Annotated in this window: 14 protein-coding genes; 8 read left to right on the top strand and 6 right to left on the bottom strand. The window is 59.7% G+C overall.

Features of this window, described 5'->3' with window-relative positions; translation table 11 throughout:
• The first annotated feature begins 21 nt into the window (after nucleotides 1-21).
• From I554_RS0113905 to I554_RS0113940, 8 genes are all read left to right on the top strand, one after another.
• Nucleotides 22-1,275, top strand: coding sequence for an ABC transporter substrate-binding protein (locus I554_RS0113905; protein ID WP_024576483.1), 1,254 nt, complete (start codon nucleotides 22-24; stop codon nucleotides 1,273-1,275).
• Between the two features lie 66 nt (nucleotides 1,276-1,341).
• Complete coding sequence (locus tag I554_RS0113910; RefSeq protein WP_024576482.1) at nucleotides 1,342-2,217, top strand: branched-chain amino acid ABC transporter permease; 876 nt, start codon at nucleotides 1,342-1,344, stop codon at nucleotides 2,215-2,217.
• Between the two features lie 16 nt (nucleotides 2,218-2,233).
• A complete protein-coding gene (locus I554_RS0113915) occupies nucleotides 2,234-3,220 on the top strand; it encodes a branched-chain amino acid ABC transporter permease (protein ID WP_024576481.1) in 987 nt (328 codons plus the stop codon).
• Nucleotides 3,217-3,984, top strand: coding sequence for an ABC transporter ATP-binding protein (locus tag I554_RS0113920; RefSeq protein WP_024576480.1), 768 nt, complete (start codon nucleotides 3,217-3,219; stop codon nucleotides 3,982-3,984). Before I554_RS0113915 ends, I554_RS0113920 begins: the two co-directional genes overlap by 4 nt.
• A gap of 4 nt (nucleotides 3,985-3,988) precedes the next feature.
• Nucleotides 3,989-4,693, top strand: a complete 705-nt coding sequence (locus tag I554_RS0113925) for an ABC transporter ATP-binding protein (RefSeq protein WP_024576479.1) — start codon at nucleotides 3,989-3,991, stop codon at nucleotides 4,691-4,693.
• A 72-nt stretch (nucleotides 4,694-4,765) separates the two neighbouring features.
• The gene (locus I554_RS0113930; protein ID WP_024576478.1) at nucleotides 4,766-5,716 is read left to right on the top strand and encodes a cyclase family protein; all 951 of its coding nucleotides are present in this window, start codon (nucleotides 4,766-4,768) and stop codon (nucleotides 5,714-5,716) included.
• A 14-nt stretch (nucleotides 5,717-5,730) separates the two neighbouring features.
• Nucleotides 5,731-7,038, top strand: a complete 1,308-nt coding sequence (gene hisD / locus I554_RS0113935; RefSeq protein ID WP_024576477.1) for a histidinol dehydrogenase — start codon at nucleotides 5,731-5,733, stop codon at nucleotides 7,036-7,038.
• On the top strand, nucleotides 7,035-7,802 hold the full coding sequence (locus I554_RS0113940; protein ID WP_024576476.1) for an SDR family oxidoreductase: 768 nt from the start codon (nucleotides 7,035-7,037) through the stop codon (nucleotides 7,800-7,802). Before hisD ends, I554_RS0113940 begins: the two co-directional genes overlap by 4 nt.
• Before the next feature lie 23 nt (nucleotides 7,803-7,825).
• On the opposite strand, the gene I554_RS0113945 is transcribed toward I554_RS0113940, so the two are convergent.
• The 6 genes from I554_RS0113945 to I554_RS0113970 all read right to left on the bottom strand — a co-directional run bounded on the left by I554_RS0113945 (nucleotide 7,826) and on the right by I554_RS0113970 (nucleotide 15,085).
• Complete coding sequence (locus I554_RS0113945; protein ID WP_024576475.1) at nucleotides 7,826-8,125, bottom strand: putative quinol monooxygenase; 300 nt, start codon at nucleotides 8,123-8,125, stop codon at nucleotides 7,826-7,828.
• Nucleotides 8,126-8,273: 148 nt separating this feature from the next.
• Nucleotides 8,274-9,161 carry a 2-hydroxy-3-oxopropionate reductase gene (locus tag I554_RS0113950; RefSeq protein ID WP_024576474.1) on the bottom strand — a complete coding sequence of 296 codons (888 nt, stop codon included), beginning with the start codon at nucleotides 9,159-9,161 and terminating at the stop codon, nucleotides 8,274-8,276.
• Between the two features lie 25 nt (nucleotides 9,162-9,186).
• Nucleotides 9,187-9,972: a hydroxypyruvate isomerase gene (hyi, locus tag I554_RS0113955; protein ID WP_024576473.1), complete on the bottom strand. Its 786-nt coding sequence runs from the start codon at nucleotides 9,970-9,972 to the stop codon at nucleotides 9,187-9,189.
• A gap of 30 nt (nucleotides 9,973-10,002) precedes the next feature.
• The gene (gcl, locus tag I554_RS0113960) at nucleotides 10,003-11,802 is read right to left on the bottom strand and encodes a glyoxylate carboligase (protein WP_024576472.1); all 1,800 of its coding nucleotides are present in this window, start codon (nucleotides 11,800-11,802) and stop codon (nucleotides 10,003-10,005) included.
• Between the two features lie 174 nt (nucleotides 11,803-11,976).
• On the bottom strand, nucleotides 11,977-12,828 hold the full coding sequence (locus tag I554_RS0113965) for an IclR family transcriptional regulator C-terminal domain-containing protein (RefSeq protein WP_024576471.1): 852 nt from the start codon (nucleotides 12,826-12,828) through the stop codon (nucleotides 11,977-11,979).
• Nucleotides 12,829-12,916: 88 nt separating this feature from the next.
• Nucleotides 12,917-15,085 (bottom strand): acetate--CoA ligase family protein, encoded by a 2,169-nt coding sequence (locus I554_RS0113970; RefSeq protein WP_024576470.1) that lies wholly within the window; start codon nucleotides 15,083-15,085, stop codon nucleotides 12,917-12,919.
• Nucleotides 15,086-15,196: the final 111 nt, after the last annotated feature.

A 15,196-nucleotide genomic window follows, 5' to 3' on the forward strand; every position in this document is an offset into this window, starting at 1 on the left:
ATATCAACCTCGGAGGAATACATGGCCAAGAAAACGATTGGTTCGAACTCGATTTCGCGTCGCCGTCTGCTTACTACAGCCAGTGCCGGCGCTGTTCTGGCGGCCTCGCCGTTTCGTATCAATCTTCTCCAGGCGCAGGAAGCGACCATCAAGGTCGGATTTCCCGTTCCATTGACCGGACCATACGGCACCGAAGCGCAGGATCAGGTTCGTGCGGCGGAAGTCGCTATTGCCGAGTTCAACGAAGGTGGCGGTCTTAATGGCCGCAAGGCCGAACTGCTCGTCCGCGACGACAAGCTCAATCCCGGTGAAGCGGCAACCCGCACGCTCGAGCTGATCGAAAAGGAGAAGGTCAACTTCATCGTCGGCAGTCTGTCGGCGTCAGTTCAGCTTGCGGTGAACAACGTCACCAAGGAACGCGGGATCATCTACAATTCAATCAGCCAGTCGGACGAAATCAACGAAGCGAAAGACTTCAGTAAGTACACGTTCCACGAGGCGCTCACGCCACACCTGACCGCCGGCGCTGTTGGACGGTATGCGTTCTCGAAATTCGGCAAGAAGGTCGCGTTCCTCACCGCTGACTATGCCTATGGCCACGAAATGGTGCGCGGCTTCCAGGAAGCCGGAAAGGCATTTGGAATTGAGAGCCTTGTCGATATCCGCCATCCGCTCGGCACCACGGACTTCTCCGCGCTGCTGCCGCGTATTCAGGCGCTGAAGCCGGACATTCTCGTCATAAGCAATTTCGGCCGCGATCAGCAGATCGCGCTGAAGCAGGCGACCGACTTCGGCATGAAGAAGAGCATGAAGATCGTTGCGCCGATCCTGCTTTATACCGGCCGGATTGCCGCTGGCGCACAGGCGTTCGAAGGCGTTGTCGGTGGAACCTCGTACTACTGGGGTATCGAAGACAAGGTCGCGTCCGCAAAGGCGTTCAATGATCGTTTCCGCAAGATGCATGGCGGCAAGGTGCCGTCGGATTACGGCGCGCTCGGCTATGCTGGCGTCAAGACGCTTCTGATGGGAGCCAAGGCGGCCGGAAGCCTCGATACCGACAAGGTTATCGCCGCGGTCGAGGCATTGAAGTACGATTACTACAAGGGCCCGGAATACTATCGCAAGTGCGACCACCAGGCCGTGCAGTCGGTTCTCATTATCGAGTCAAAGTCGAAGCCGGAGAAGGGCGATTCCGACGTGTTCAACGTGCTGGCGACCGAAGAGCCAAGCGAAAAGAACCTGCGCACCTGCGAAGCGCTCGGCCACAAGTCCTGATCTGTGAACTAGCAGACGCGCGTCCGCCGCGGACGCGCGTCTTACCTGGAGATATCTATGGCCGGCATGAGCTTTGATCTGATCGCCCTGCAGCTCTTTACGGGGCTGGCGCTCGGCGCGATCTATGTGTTGTTCGCCATCGGCTTGTCGCTGATTTTCGGCATGCTGACCGTGGTGAACTTTGCGCATGGTGCCTTTTATATGGTCGGCGCTTATGTCGGGTTGTTCCTTCTCTCGCTGGGAGGGAATTTCTGGCTGTGTCTGGTTGCCGTCCCGCTGATTGTCGGAACCATGGGGCTTGTCGTCGAGCGGTTCCTGATCCGTCCGCTCTATGGCCGTGGCATCGACTACCCGTTGCTCCTGACGTTCGGCCTGAGCTACGTGATGGTCGAACTTGTGCGCATCGCATTCGGCAAGAGCGGCTACCCGTTCGATACTCCGGAGCTTCTTCAGGGTGCCGTGAATATCGGCGTTGGATATTTCCCGCTGTATCGTCTGTTCGTGATCGGTATTGCGGCTGCCGTTCTGCTTGGCCTGTGGCTCTTCCTCGAGCGGACAAGCTTCGGTCTGATCATTCGCGCCGGTGCTCGCGATCCACAGATCGTTCGTGTGCTTGGTGTCAACGTGGCGCAGGTCTGGCTGTTCGTATTCGGCATCGGCTCGGGAATCGCCGCGCTGGCCGGGCTTCTTGCTGCACCCTTGCAGGGTGTTATCCCCGAAATGGGAGCGACCATCCTCGCCGAGGCCTTCGTCGTCACGGTCGTCGGCGGTATGGGATCGATCGGGGGCGCGGTTATTGCCGGTCTGCTGGTTGGCGTGGTCGTCAGCATGACCTCGCTGTTCGCACCCGAGATGGCCAAGGTTTCGATTTTCGCCCTGATGGCAGTTGTTCTCCTCATCCGTCCGCAAGGCTTCTTCGGCCGCGCGGGTCTTATGAGTTGAGGCGGGTATTAAAGAGATGAATGAGATTTCTCAAACCTTGATCCAGCCGGCCGTTGCTTCGGCAAGCTGGTTCGATTTCGCCAAGCGCCACCGCGCGATTCTGGCGAGCATTTTCGTCCTGGTGTTTCCGCTGGTGATGCCGTTTACGGCACTGGCGGTGAACATCTTGATCTACGGGCTCTACGCCGTCGGCTTCAATCTGCTGTTCGGATATCTTGGCCTGCTGTCGTTCGGTCACGCTGCGCTGTTCGGCACCGGTTCCTATCTGTGCGGTATCGCCATCGTTCATTTCGGGTGGCCATGGTATGTCGCGATTGGAATGGGCGTTCTCGGCGGCACCGTCATGGCCGCCGCGATCGGTTCGCTGGCGATCCGCACCCGTGGAATCTACTTCGCCATGGTCACGATGGCGCTGTCGCAGTGTGTCTTCTATCTGTTCTATCAGGCGGTGGACTGGACCGGCGGCGAAAACGGTTTGCGCGGGATCAACGTTCGCGTGGTCGATATCCTCGGTTTCAAATTCGACTTTATCAATCCGCTGACGCGGTACTATGTCGTCGCGGCATTCGTCATCATGGCGCTCTTCGTCCTGTCGCGAATTCTGGCGTCGCCGTTCGGTGCTGTGATCGAGGCCGTTCGTGAGAATGAAGCGCGCGCGCGCGCATCGGGGTATAATGTCACGCTGACGCGGCTGATCACATTCATCCTCTCTGGTGCATTCTGTGGCCTGGCCGGCGCATTGATGGCGTTGCACCTGTCCATCGTGCCGATCGAAATCTTGCATATCGAGACGTCGGGCATGGTTGTCATGATGTCTCTGCTAGGCGGGATGGGCACCTTCTTCGGTCCATTCGTTGGCGCCGCGGTTTTCCTGCTGCTGGAAAATCTGGTGTCGCTGTGGACCGTCCACTGGCAATTGATCGTCGGCGCAGTGTTCATGATCTGCGTCCTGTTTTTCCCGGCCGGCATCTGGGGAACGATCTTGAAGCGGATCAACAAATGATGACTTCGACAGATACATCGCAGGTCATCCTGCGCACCACCGGCGTGAGCAAGTCGTTCGGGAAGTTCGTGGCCCTGAACAACATTTCCGCTGAGTTTTCGCGCAATGCGATCACATCCATCATCGGCCCGAACGGCGCCGGCAAAAGCACATATTTCAACCTGCTGTCGGGCGCGTTTCCTCCATCCGGCGGCAAGGTCGAGTTCGAGGGGCGCGATGTGACGAACATCGCGCAGCACGAATTCGCGCATATGGGCATCGCGAAGTCGTTCCAGATTACGAACGTGTTCCCGCTGTTGACGACGCGGGAGAACGTGCGCGTCGGGTTGCAGGCCTTTGTGTCGCGCTACGATATCTGGCGTCCGCGTTCCAAGCTCCCCGGTTTGATTGAAAAGGCGGATGCGCTGCTCGCGCTGGTCGGCCTTTGGGATCGCCGCGAGCGTCTGGCGAAGGAGTTGGCGCACGGCGAGCAGCGTGCGCTTGAGATCGGGATGGCGCTGGCAGCCAACCCGCGACTGCTGCTGCTCGACGAGCCGACGGCGGGAATGAGCCCGGAAGAAACCCGCGTGATGATGGATCTGATCGTCAAACTGTCGAAGGAGCGCACCGTCATTCTGGTCGAGCACAAGATGAAGCTGGTGATGGGGATCAGCGACCGGGTGCTGGTTCTTCACCACGGCGAACTGCTTGCGCAGGGAACTCCGACCGAAGTCCGCCAGAATGAGCAGGTCAAGCGGGTCTATCTTGGCCAGCGGGAGCACTGAAGCGATGTTGCGCGTCGAAAATCTGAACTCCTGGTATGGCGCAAGCCACGTGCTGCAGGACATCGGCCTTGAAGTGAACAAGGGCGAGATCGTCTGCCTGATCGGCCGCAACGGCGCGGGCAAGACCACGACCCTGAAGTCGATCATTGGCTTGCTCGACAAGACACGGGGATCGGTCACGTTCAAGGGCAAGGAAGTCCTGGGCCAGCCCGCGCATGTCCGCTTCGGTCTCGGTCTGGCGTATGTGCCGGAGGAGCGCCGCATTGTGCAGGGGCTGACCGTGCGCGAGAACCTTCGGCTTGGCCTCGTTGCATCGCCGGAGAAGAAGGAAGAGGTTCGCCGCATTGCGCAGATCGCCGAGATTTTTCCGCGTCTGGCAGAGCGTCTGGATCAGGAAGCCGTCACGATGTCCGGCGGCGAACAGCAGATGCTGGCCATTGCACGCGCGATGATTTCGAAGCCCGACCTCATCATGCTGGATGAACCGTCCGAGGGCATCATGCCGGTGCTTGTCGATGAGATGTTCGAGTTGTTCCGCAAGATGAAGTCGGAAGGCACGACGATTCTGCTGGTTGAGCAAAACGTCGAGCTGGCACTCGATATCGCCGATCGCGCCTATGTGCTGGACCAGGGGTCCGTCGTCCATCACGCGACCGCAGCCGCCTTGCTGGCCGACGACGAAATCAAGGAGCGCTACTGCTCGGTGTAGCCCGGGAAGGCTACCCTGGCCGTCGCTCGTCAATTAAATTATCATTCGATAAATAAAATAAGGAGCAGGAACATGAAAGTCGACAGAGCCGCTATTTACGAAGCCGCCAAGAAGCTCTCGAACTGGGGCCGCTGGGGCGCGGACGACCAGATCGGGACGCTCAACAATGTGAGCCCTGAAGACGTTGTCAACGCTGGCAAGTTGATCAGGAAGGGTAAGGTGTTCGCGCTCGGTCTTTCATTGAAGGAGCCGATTCAATCCGGTCTGTTCGGTGGCCGATGGAATCCGATCCACACCATGCTGGCGACGGGCACCGACGCTGCGGCGGGCAACCAGGACGTTCCTTCGCCGTATCTGCGTTACGCCGACGACGCAATCAACATGCCTTGCCAGGCTTCGACGCAGTGGGATGCTCTCTGCCACATCTTCCTCGATGACAAGATGTATAACGGCTACGACGCCAAACTCGTTGACGCCCGCGGCGCAAAGAAACTTGGAATCGAGCACGTGCGCGACAAGATGGCGGGCCGCGGCGTGCTGCTCGATGTCGCACGGTTCAAGGGCGTGGAGTCACTCAACGACGGTTATGCAATCACCAATGCGGATCTGGATGCCTGCGCGAAACAGCAGGGTGTGGAGATCCGCAAGGGCGATTTTGTGATCGTTCGCACTGGTCATCAGGAGCGTTGCCTGAAGAAGAAGGACTGGTCGGGTTACGCCGGTGGCGATGCGCCGGGCATGGCGTTCGAAACCTGTTACTGGATTCGCGAGAAGGATATCGCGGCGATCTGCACCGATACCTGGGGCTGCGAGGTCCGTCCGAATGAGACCAATGAGGCCAACCAGCCGTGGCACTGGGTAGTGATCCCGGCCATCGGAATCTCCATGGGCGAGATCTTTTATCTGAAGGAACTGGCGGAAGATTGCGCGCAGGACAAGGTCTATGAGTTCTTCTTCGCGGCGCCGCCGATGCATTTGCCCGGCGCGGCCGGATCGCCGATCAATCCTCAGGCAATCAAGTAACGAGGAGATATCTGATGGCAAAGTATCTCAAGCGCAGCCGCGACGCTGCCCAGCGGGCCGAAGACGATACGAAAGTCCGTGCGGCTGTTGAAGGAATTCTCGCGGACATCGAGAAGCGCGGCGATGATGCAGTTCGTGAACTGTCGGTAAAGTTCGATCAGTGGGACCGCAAGGACTACCGGCTGACCGATGCGGAAATCAAGGATTGCGTCGGGCAGTTGTCCAAACGGAACATCGACGACATCAAGTTCGCACAGGAGCAGGTGCGCAATTTCGCGCAGCACCAGCGCGATGCGATGAAGGATGTCGAGGTCGAGACGTTGCCGGGCGTCGTCCTGGGTCACAAGAACATTCCGGTCAATTCGGTCGGATGTTATGTGCCGGGCGGCAAGTATCCGCTGCTGGCATCCGCCCATATGTCGGTGATCACCGCGAAGGTTGCCGGCGTCTCGCGCATCATCACTTGTGCGCCACCGTTCCAGGGCAAGCCCGCTCCCGCAATTGTCGCCGCGCAGCATCTGGCGGGGGCGGACGTGATCTATTGCCTCGGCGGCATTCAGGCCGTCGGCGCCATGGCGATCGGAACGGCATCGATTGCGCCGGTCGATATGCTGGTGGGGCCGGGCAATGCGTTCGTGGCGGAAGCCAAGCGGCAGCTCTACGGCCGGGTCGGTATCGATCTGTTTGCCGGGCCTACGGAGACGCTCGTGATTGCCGATGACTCGGTGGACGGTGAAATGTGTGCGACCGATCTGCTCGGGCAGGCTGAGCACGGACCGAATTCACCAGCGATCCTGCTGACCAATTCTGAGAAACTCGCGCGAGAAACCATGGCCGAGATCGAGCGCCTTCTGAAGATCCTGCCGACTGGCGCGGTCGCGGCGAAGGCGTGGGAAGACTATGGTGAGGTGATCGTCTGCGAGTCCGAAGAGGAGATGGTGACGGAGGCCGATCGCATTGCCTCCGAGCATGTGCAGGTGATGACCCGTGATCCGGACTATTTCCTGAAGAACATGACCAACTATGGCGCCTTGTTCCTCGGACCGCGGACCAACGTGGCTTACGGCGACAAGGTGATCGGCACGAACCACACGCTGCCGACCAACAAGGCGGCGCGTTATACCGGCGGCCTGTGGGTTGGCAAGTTCCTCAAGACCGTGACTTATCAGCGTGTCCTGACCGACGAAGCCTCCGCCATGATCGGCGAATACTGTTCGCGGCTGTGCATGCTCGAAGGTTTCGTGGGCCATGCCGAGCAGGCCAATGTCCGCGTCCGGCGCTATGGCGGGCGCAACGTGCCTTACGCGAGCGCGGCGGAATGAGCGGCTTGCCGACAACACCAGCCTTTCGACTCGACGGGCGGCGGGCGCTGGTCACCGGGGCGGGCCGAGGTATCGGGCTCGCGGCGGCAACAGCTTTGGCGGAAGCAGGTGCACATATCACGCTGTGCGCTCGCACCGCCAGTGAGATCGATGACGTTGCCGTGGCACTTCGCAAGAAGGGCTTCTCGGCGGATGCGCTTGCGCTCGATGTGACGGACATTGCGGCATTTCGTGCGGCGGTCGAAGCTCGCGAGCCGTATCATGCCTTTGTCAACAACGCCGGCACCAACCGCCCGAATTCCTTCACCGATGTGCCGGTGGAGGACTTTGACGTTGTCATGAACCTGAATGTGCGGGCGGCTTACTTCGCTGCCCAGTCCGTTGCCCGCAGGATGATCGCGGCCGGAGTGTCAGGTTCGATCATTAACATGTCGTCCCAGATGGGGCATGTCGGTGGCGCTAACCGTTCGCTTTACTGTGCGTCGAAGTGGGCGATGGAAGGTTTCTCGAAGGCCATGGCGCTTGACCTTGCTGCCAGCAAGATCCGCGTCAACACGCTGTGTCCGACCTTCATTGAAACGCCGATGACCAAACCGTTCTTTGAAAATGCGGCGTTCAAAGAGAGTGTACTACAGAAGATCAAGCTCGGTCGCCTTGGCACAGTCGAGGATCTGATGGGGGCAATTGTTTTCCTCGCCAGCGATGCGTCAGCGCTGATGACGGGATCGTCCTTGATGATCGACGGTGGATGGACAGCCGACTAGCCATTGGTCTGTTCACAGCGCTGCTATGGCATATGTAAAGGCGCGGCGTCGTAGATCTGAATTGTCGACGATGCCGAAAGTAAGCCGCGCAGGGTTTTGACGAAGTTGCGGGACGCTGGCACGTGAAAGTGCGCCAGCAGAGCCTCTTTATCGGCCCATTGCTCGACAAACACGAAGCGAAGCGGATTGTCGCAATCGATGTGCACGGCATGCGATATGCAGCCGAGCTCTGTCCGCGAGCGGTGAACATGTTCCAGGCTCAGCCTGCGGACCTCGTCAAACGTTTCAGGCTTGGCGATCGCGTCTCCAGTCACGACAATCATGTGTCTCCCCCAAGGCGTTTTCTAACCAGAGCGGCTTTTGCCGACGGTGAATAGCGAGGGAGCCTAATCGATTGGGGCGGGCATGGAAAAGCGGCACGGTGTTGTTTCACCGCGCCGTCAGATTCCACCAGGGCGTGGACCGTAGATATTAAGCCTTGGCGACCTCGTGATTGGCCATTGTTTCCAAGGCTTTCACCATCGCGGAGTGATCCCAGGCCTTGCCGCCGTGGGCGACGCAGGAATTGAAGAGCTGCTGGGCTGTCGACGTATTTGGCAGAGACAGGCCGAGCGCTCGCGCTCCGTCCAGGGCGAGGTTGAGATCCTTCTGGTGCAGTTCGATGCGGAAGCCGGGGTTAAACGTGCGCTTGATCATGCGCTCCCCGTGCAATTCGAGAATCCGCGAGGTGGCAAGTCCGCCCATCAGCGCCTGCCGGACCAGCGTTGGGTCTGCGCCCGCCTTGGAGGCGAACAGCAGGCCTTCAGCGACGGCCTCGATGGTGAGCGCGACGATGATCTGGTTGGCGACTTTGGTGGTCTGACCGTCACCGTTACCGCCGATCAGGGTGACGTTCTTGCCCATCTTCTCGAACAGCGGTTTGACGGTATCGAATGCGCTTTGTGGCCCACCCACCATGATGGTCAGCGATGCAGCCTTCGCGCCGACTTCACCGCCGGAGACCGGCGCGTCCAGATAATCAGCGCCTTTCGCATTGACCTTTTTTGCAAATTCCTTCGTTGCGATCGGTGAGATCGAACTCATGTCGACAACGACTTTGCCCTTCGAAAGCCCTTCGGCAACACCGCCTGCACTGAACAGTACAGATTCAACGTCCGGCGTATCCGGCACCATGACAATCACGACGCTGGCGTTCTCGGCGATTTCCTTGCCTGACTTGCAGGCGGTGGCACCTGTAGCAACAAGGTCTTTCGCGGCGGCGGATTTCTCCAGCACAAACAGGCGGTGTCCGGCAGCCTGAAGATGGCCCGCCATGGGCCGCCCCATGATGCCCAATCCGATAAAGCCGATATCGGTCATTCCTCATCTCCCTGCTTATTCTTGATTATGCATCGACCGTATGCGGTTCGTACCACCCAAGACCTTCGAGGGTGGTGGTCTTCGGCTTGTATTCACAGCCGATCCAGCCACGATACCCGATCTCGTCGAGATGGCGAAACAGGAAGGGATAGTTGATTTCGCCGGTGCCAGGTTCGTTGCGGCCGGGATTATCCGCCAACTGGATGTGCGCGATACGGCCGAGGTACTTTTTCATGGTGGGGGCGAGGTCACCCTCCATGATCTGCATGTGATAGATGTCATATTGAACAAAAAGGTTCTCGGAGCCGACCTCCGAAATGATCTGGATCGCCTGTTCTGTTCCCTTGAGGAAGAAGCCGGGAATGTCGCGGGTGTTGATCGGTTCGATCAGTAGTTTGATGCGGTGCTTTGCAAGCTCATCGGCAGCGTAGCGGAGGTTTTCCAAGAATACGGCGCGAAGCTCCGCTGGATCGGCGCCGGCCGGCGCAATGCCGGCAAGGCAATTCACCTGGCGGCAGCCCAGCGCCTTGGCGTATTCGACCGCTCGACTTACGCCGTCCCGGAATTCAGCGATGCGATCGGGAAGGATCGCAATCCCGCGTTCGCCTGCGCCCCAGTTCCCGGCGGGCAGATTGTGCAACACCTGGGTGAGGTCGTGCTGTTGCAATTGCTCCCCGAGCACCGCTTTTTCGAATTCATAGGGAAACAGATACTCCACGCCCGTGAACCCGGCAGCTTTCGCTGCCGCAAAGCGTTCGATGAACGGTAACTCGTTGAAGAGCATGCTCAGGTTGGCTGCGAACTTTGGCACAACGGAATGTCCTTTTTGTTTGTCTTGTTGCTAGACCGGCAGCAGTTTGCCGCGCGATGTCTTCTCCGGACTTGGTGGTGTGTCATCGATCGGCAAGTCGAGCACTTCCTCGAATTCGACGATGTTGTCGATCTCGGTCCCCATCGCGATGTTGGTGACCCGTTCGAGGATGAATTCGACCACGACCGGAACACCGTATTCCGCCATCATTTCGCGCGCCGTGGCGAACGCGGCTTGCGCATCTTCGGGATGGGTGACGCGGATCGCCTTGCAGCCGAGCCCTTCGGCGACGGCAACATGGTCGACGCCGTAGACACCAAGCTCGGGCGCATTGATATTCTCGAACGAGAGTTGCACATGGTAGTCCATGTCGAAGGCGCGCTGCGCCTGGCGGATCAGGCCGAGATAGGAGTTGTTCACGACGACGTGGATATAGGGCAGCTTGAACTGTGCGCCGACGGCAAGCTCCTCGATCAGGAACTGGAAGTCGTAGTCGCCGGACAGAGCGACGATCTCCCGGTCCGGATCGGCGGCGCGAACGCCCAGCGCTGCGGGCATGGTCCAGCCGAGCGGGCCGGCCTGTCCGGCGTTGATCCAGTTGCGCGGCTTATAGACGCCGAGGAATTGCGCGCCGGCGATCTGGGAGAGGCCGATCACGCTGACGTAGCAGGTATCGCGGCCGAACGCCTTGCTCATCTCTTCATAGACGCGCTGCGGCTTGATCGGCACATTGTCGAAGTGACTCTTGCGCAGCATGGTGCGCTTGCGGTCCTGAACTGCCGCTGGCCATGCCTGTCGCTCTTTCAGCTTTCCGGCCTTGCGCCATTCCTTCGCCACCGTGACGAACAATTCAAGCGCGGCTTTGGCGTCCGACACAATGCCGAAATCCGGATTGAATACGCGCCCGATTTGTGTGGGCTCGATATCCACGTGCACGAACGTGCGGCCCTTGGTGTAGGTTTCGACGGAGCCGGTGTGGCGGTTAGCCCAGCGGTTGCCGATGCCGAGCACGAAGTCCGACTCCAGCATCGTCGCATTGCCATAGCGGTGGCTGGTCTGAAGGCCGACCATTCCGGCCATCAGAACATGATCGTCCGGAATTGCGCCCCAGCCCATCAGCGTTGGCACCACGGGAACATTGACGATCTCGGCAAACGCGACGAGAAGGTCGGATGCGTCGGCATTGATGACGCCGCCGCCCGCCACGATCAGCGGGCGTTCGGCAGCGTTGAGCATTTCAAGTGCTTTCTCGACCTGCTTGCGCGTTGCGGCTGGCTTGTAGACGGGAAGCGGCTCATAGGTCTCGTCGTCGAATTCGATTTCGGCGAGTTGCACGTCGACCGGCAGGTCGATCAGCACCGGACCGGGACGGCCGGACCGCATGATGTGAAATGCCTTGCTGAAAACCCGCGGCACCAGGGCTGGTTCGCGCACGGTGACGGCCCATTTCGTCACCGGCTTGGCGATCGACTCGATGTCGACAGCCTGGAAATCTTCCTTGTAGATGCGGGCGCGGGGAGCCTGTCCGGTGATGCACAGGATCGGGATCGAATCCGCGATAGCCGAATACAATCCGGTGATCATGTCGGTGCCGGCCGGGCCCGACGTCCCGATGCAGACGCCGATGTTCCCCGCCTTGGCCCGGGTATAACCTTCGGCCATATGCGACGCGCCTTCGACGTGGCGCGCGAGAATGTGATTGATCGATCCGCGCTTTTTCAGTGCCGAGTACAGAGGATTGATCGCGGCGCCCGGAACGCCGAAAGCACAGACGACGCCTTCCTTCTCAAGGATACGCACCGCCGCATCGATTGCCCGCATCTTCGCCATGTCACACCTCGAATGGGTTAAGTTCGGATGCAATCATCGCGAGGCGTGCTGGCCGGCTCAACGGCCTTCAATTTGTTTCCCGCGATACGATGCCCGCGCGAAAATCTCTCGCGCGATCAAATGCCTAGGATGAAGCAAAAGTGAAAGCAGCTTTGCGCAGATGGCGTGGGGCGGTCAGCTTTTGTGCGCAGCAGGCGGCATGACGCCGCCGAGGGCAACCGTCAGTTCGGCTGCGACATCGCGCACGATGTTGCCGATGACCGGCAGACGCTCATCAGTGAAGCGGGAGGTCATGCCGGACACGGAAATCGTGGCAAGCGGTTCGCTGCAATCATTGTAGACGACGGCAGCAACGCACCGAAGTCCGATGCGCGCTTCTTCGTCGTCTACCGCGTAGCCCTGTTGCCGGATCGTTTGGAGCGCCTTGAACAGTTCGCCAGGCCGCACAATGGATTTTTCGGTCAGGCGCGGCATGCCCTGACGATGAATGATCGCACTTACGTCCTCATCGGAATACGTCGCCAGCACAGCTTTGCCAACACCGGAGGCAACCATGGCCACGCGACCGCCGACCTTGGTGAGTGAGCGCATGATTTCGCGGCTCTCCACGCGGGTCAGAACAATAATGGTTTCGTCGTCGACCACCGCGAGATTCGCGGTTTCCCGCGTCAGGTCGCGAAGCTTGCGCAGGTATGGCATGGCATGGGCGACGAAGTTCCGCCGCCGCGCAAATGTCGAGCCGACCGAGAAGGTGCGCACACCGATGTGCCATTTGGCTTCGCTACGGTCGAACTGCACGAACCGGCGCTTTTCGAGCGTCGTCAGGAGCCGATGTACAGTCGAGGTGGAGAGACCGGTGCGCACCGCCAGATCGGTCAGCCGGTAGCCTTCGTCGTCTTCTGCAAGGGTTTCGATCAATGCCAAAGCGCGGTCGACGGACTGGACGCCGCCATCCCGGCCTTCGGACTCTGTCTCCATGCCGCCCCGCGGCTCGACAGATTTTCGCCGGATCACGCTTTTCTTCATCGCCTACCTACGGCCCGCGGATAGAGGTGAAGGTCGTGCTGGGAAGCAAGTGAGTGCCGCCCTCCGGGGCGGCACCCGTTGGCTGAACTTAGAGCAGGCCCGCGCCGCGTGCCCACTTATATTTTGCACCGAGCACTTCGACCGGAAGTTCGGTCGAATAGGCGTAAGCCGGGATACCGTTCTGATAGAGGTATTCAGCGGCTTCCTCGACCTCGACGTCACCAGCCAATGAGGCGACCATCGGCTTGCTGATGCCCTTGGCCTCCATTTCTTTCTTCACCTCGACCATGTTCCTGGCGAAAACCATCGGCGGCGTGACGATGGTGTGCCAGTAGCCGAGGATCAGCGAGTGAATACGGTCATCCGACAGGCCGAGCTTCACGGTGTTGACGTAGGTGATCGGCGGTTCGCCGCCGGTGATGTCCACCGGGTTGCCAGCCGCGCCGAATGGCGGGATGAACTTGCGGAACGCCGCATCGAGATCCGGCGGCATCGCCATCAGCGACAGACCATTGTCAACCACGGCGTCCGACAACAGCACGCCGGAGCCGCCGGCACCGGTGATGATGAGCACGTTCTCGCCCTTCGGGGTCGGCAGCACCGGAATTCCGCGCGCGAATTCGAGAAGCTGACGCAGCGAGCGTGCGCGAATGACGCCCGACTGCTTCAGCACGTCCTCATAAATCTTGTCGTTTCCGGCGAGTGCGCCGGTGTGCGACGAGGCCGCCTTGGCACCAGCCGAGGTGCGGCCAGCTTTGAGCACGACAACGGGCTTCTTCTTGGAGACGCGCTTGGCGGCTTCCGCGAACGCGCGGCCGTCCTTCAGATCCTCGCAATGCTGCGCGATGATCGTGGTGTTGGGGTCCTGCTCGAAGAAGGCGAGCAGATCGTCTTCGTCGATGTCGGACTTGTTGCCGAGGCCGACGATGGCCGACACGCCCATCTTGGCGGAACGCGAGAAGCCGATGATGGCCATACCGATGCCGCCGGATTGCGACGACAGCGCGGCGTGGCCCTTCACGTCATAAGCCGTACAGAAGGTCGCGCAGAGATTGGCCGGGGTGTAGTAGAAGCCGTAAATGTTCGGCCCCATCAGGCGGATATCGTACTTCTTGCCGACAGCGACGATTTCTTCCTGGAGTTCTGGTGCGCCGGCCTCGGCAAACCCCGACGGGATCAGCACGGCGCCGGGGATCTTCTTCTCACCGCATTCGGTGAGTGCTGCTGCGACAAACTTCGCAGGGATCGCGAACACTGCGGTGTCGATCACACCGGGAACATCCTTGACGCTCTTGTACGCCTTGATGCCCATGATCTCATCCGCTTTTGGATGGATCGGATAGATCTGGCCCTTGTATCCGCCGTTAATGAGGTTCTTCATCACCGAGTTGCCGATCTTGCCAGCTTCGGACGAGGCGCCGATCACCGCGACAGCCTTCGGCTGCATGATGCGGTTCATCGCAGCCACGATTTCGTCATTCGAGCGCGGAGCAGGGCGCGGCTTGTAGTCGAAATCGACAACAATGCGGACGTCCGCGGCGATCGCATCTTTTTTGGTGGCGAAAACTGGATTGAGATCGAGTTCGATGATTTCAGGGAAGTCGCTGACGAGCTGCGAAACGTTGACGATAATGTCGGCAAGCGCCTCGCGGTTGACAGGATCGCCGCCGCGCACGCCGTTCAACATTTCGTGGGCCTGAATTCCGTCGAGCATCGACAGCGCATCGGCATTGGTCGCCGGTGCGAGGCGGAAGGTGACATCCTTCAGAACTTCAACCAGCACGCCGCCGAGGCCGAACGCGACCAGCTTGCCGAACGAGCCATCGGTGATGGAGCCGACGATGACTTCGGTACCGCCCAGCAACATCTGCTGAACCTGGATACCCTCAATCTTGGCGTCGGCCTTGTACTTCTTGGCGTTTGCCAGAATGGTCTCATAGGCTTTTTCAGCGTCTGCGGCGGTTTTCACGCCGACAATCACGCCGCCTGCTTCTGTCTTGTGAAGAATGTCCGGGGAAACGATCTTCATCACCACCGGGAACCCCATGCCGGTCGCGATCTTCGCAGCGTCGGCAGCGGACTTCGCTACACCTTCCTTCGGGACCGGAATTCCGTAGGCGTCACAGACCAGTTTGCCTTCTGGCGCCGTCAGGCTGGTGCGTTTGTCGGCCTTTACGGTGTCGAGAATCCTCCGAACTTCAGCCTTTGCCTGTTGTCCGACGTCGATCTTGCGAGCTGCGTCCTGCGAATGAGCCATTACTTCCTCCTGTCACGTCCATTTTTGAAATCTGGGTTGCGCGCGGGTTGTCGGACGGTCGTTCCCGAGCGCTTAGATCACCACATCTTGGCGTTTGCCCGCACATATAGA

Source organism: Afipia sp. OHSU_II-C1, assembly GCF_000497575.1.
Taxonomy (GTDB): domain Bacteria; phylum Pseudomonadota; class Alphaproteobacteria; order Rhizobiales; family Xanthobacteraceae; genus Afipia.

Bases quoted from the DNA above. Each gene is read 5' to 3' on its own strand.
- hisD (WP_024576477.1), top strand. From the start codon at position 5,731: ATGGCAAAGTATCTCAAGCGCAGCCGCGACGCTGCCCAGCGGGCCGAA.
- I554_RS0113940 (WP_024576476.1), top strand. From the start codon at position 7,035: ATGAGCGGCTTGCCGACAACACCAGCCTTTCGACTCGACGGGCGGCGG.
- I554_RS0113970 (WP_024576470.1), bottom strand. From the start codon at position 15,085: ATGGCTCATTCGCAGGACGCAGCTCGCAAGATCGACGTCGGACAACAG.
- I554_RS0113925 (WP_024576479.1), top strand. From the start codon at position 3,989: ATGTTGCGCGTCGAAAATCTGAACTCCTGGTATGGCGCAAGCCACGTG.
- I554_RS0113930 (WP_024576478.1), top strand. From the start codon at position 4,766: ATGAAAGTCGACAGAGCCGCTATTTACGAAGCCGCCAAGAAGCTCTCG.
- I554_RS0113905 (WP_024576483.1), top strand. From the start codon at position 22: ATGGCCAAGAAAACGATTGGTTCGAACTCGATTTCGCGTCGCCGTCTG.
- I554_RS0113920 (WP_024576480.1), top strand. From the start codon at position 3,217: ATGATGACTTCGACAGATACATCGCAGGTCATCCTGCGCACCACCGGC.
- I554_RS0113965 (WP_024576471.1), bottom strand. From the start codon at position 12,828: ATGAAGAAAAGCGTGATCCGGCGAAAATCTGTCGAGCCGCGGGGCGGC.
- I554_RS0113910 (WP_024576482.1), top strand. From the start codon at position 1,342: ATGAGCTTTGATCTGATCGCCCTGCAGCTCTTTACGGGGCTGGCGCTC.
- I554_RS0113950 (WP_024576474.1), bottom strand. From the start codon at position 9,161: ATGACCGATATCGGCTTTATCGGATTGGGCATCATGGGGCGGCCCATG.
- I554_RS0113945 (WP_024576475.1), bottom strand. From the start codon at position 8,125: ATGATTGTCGTGACTGGAGACGCGATCGCCAAGCCTGAAACGTTTGAC.
- I554_RS0113915 (WP_024576481.1), top strand. From the start codon at position 2,234: ATGAATGAGATTTCTCAAACCTTGATCCAGCCGGCCGTTGCTTCGGCA.
- gcl (WP_024576472.1), bottom strand. From the start codon at position 11,802: ATGGCGAAGATGCGGGCAATCGATGCGGCGGTGCGTATCCTTGAGAAG.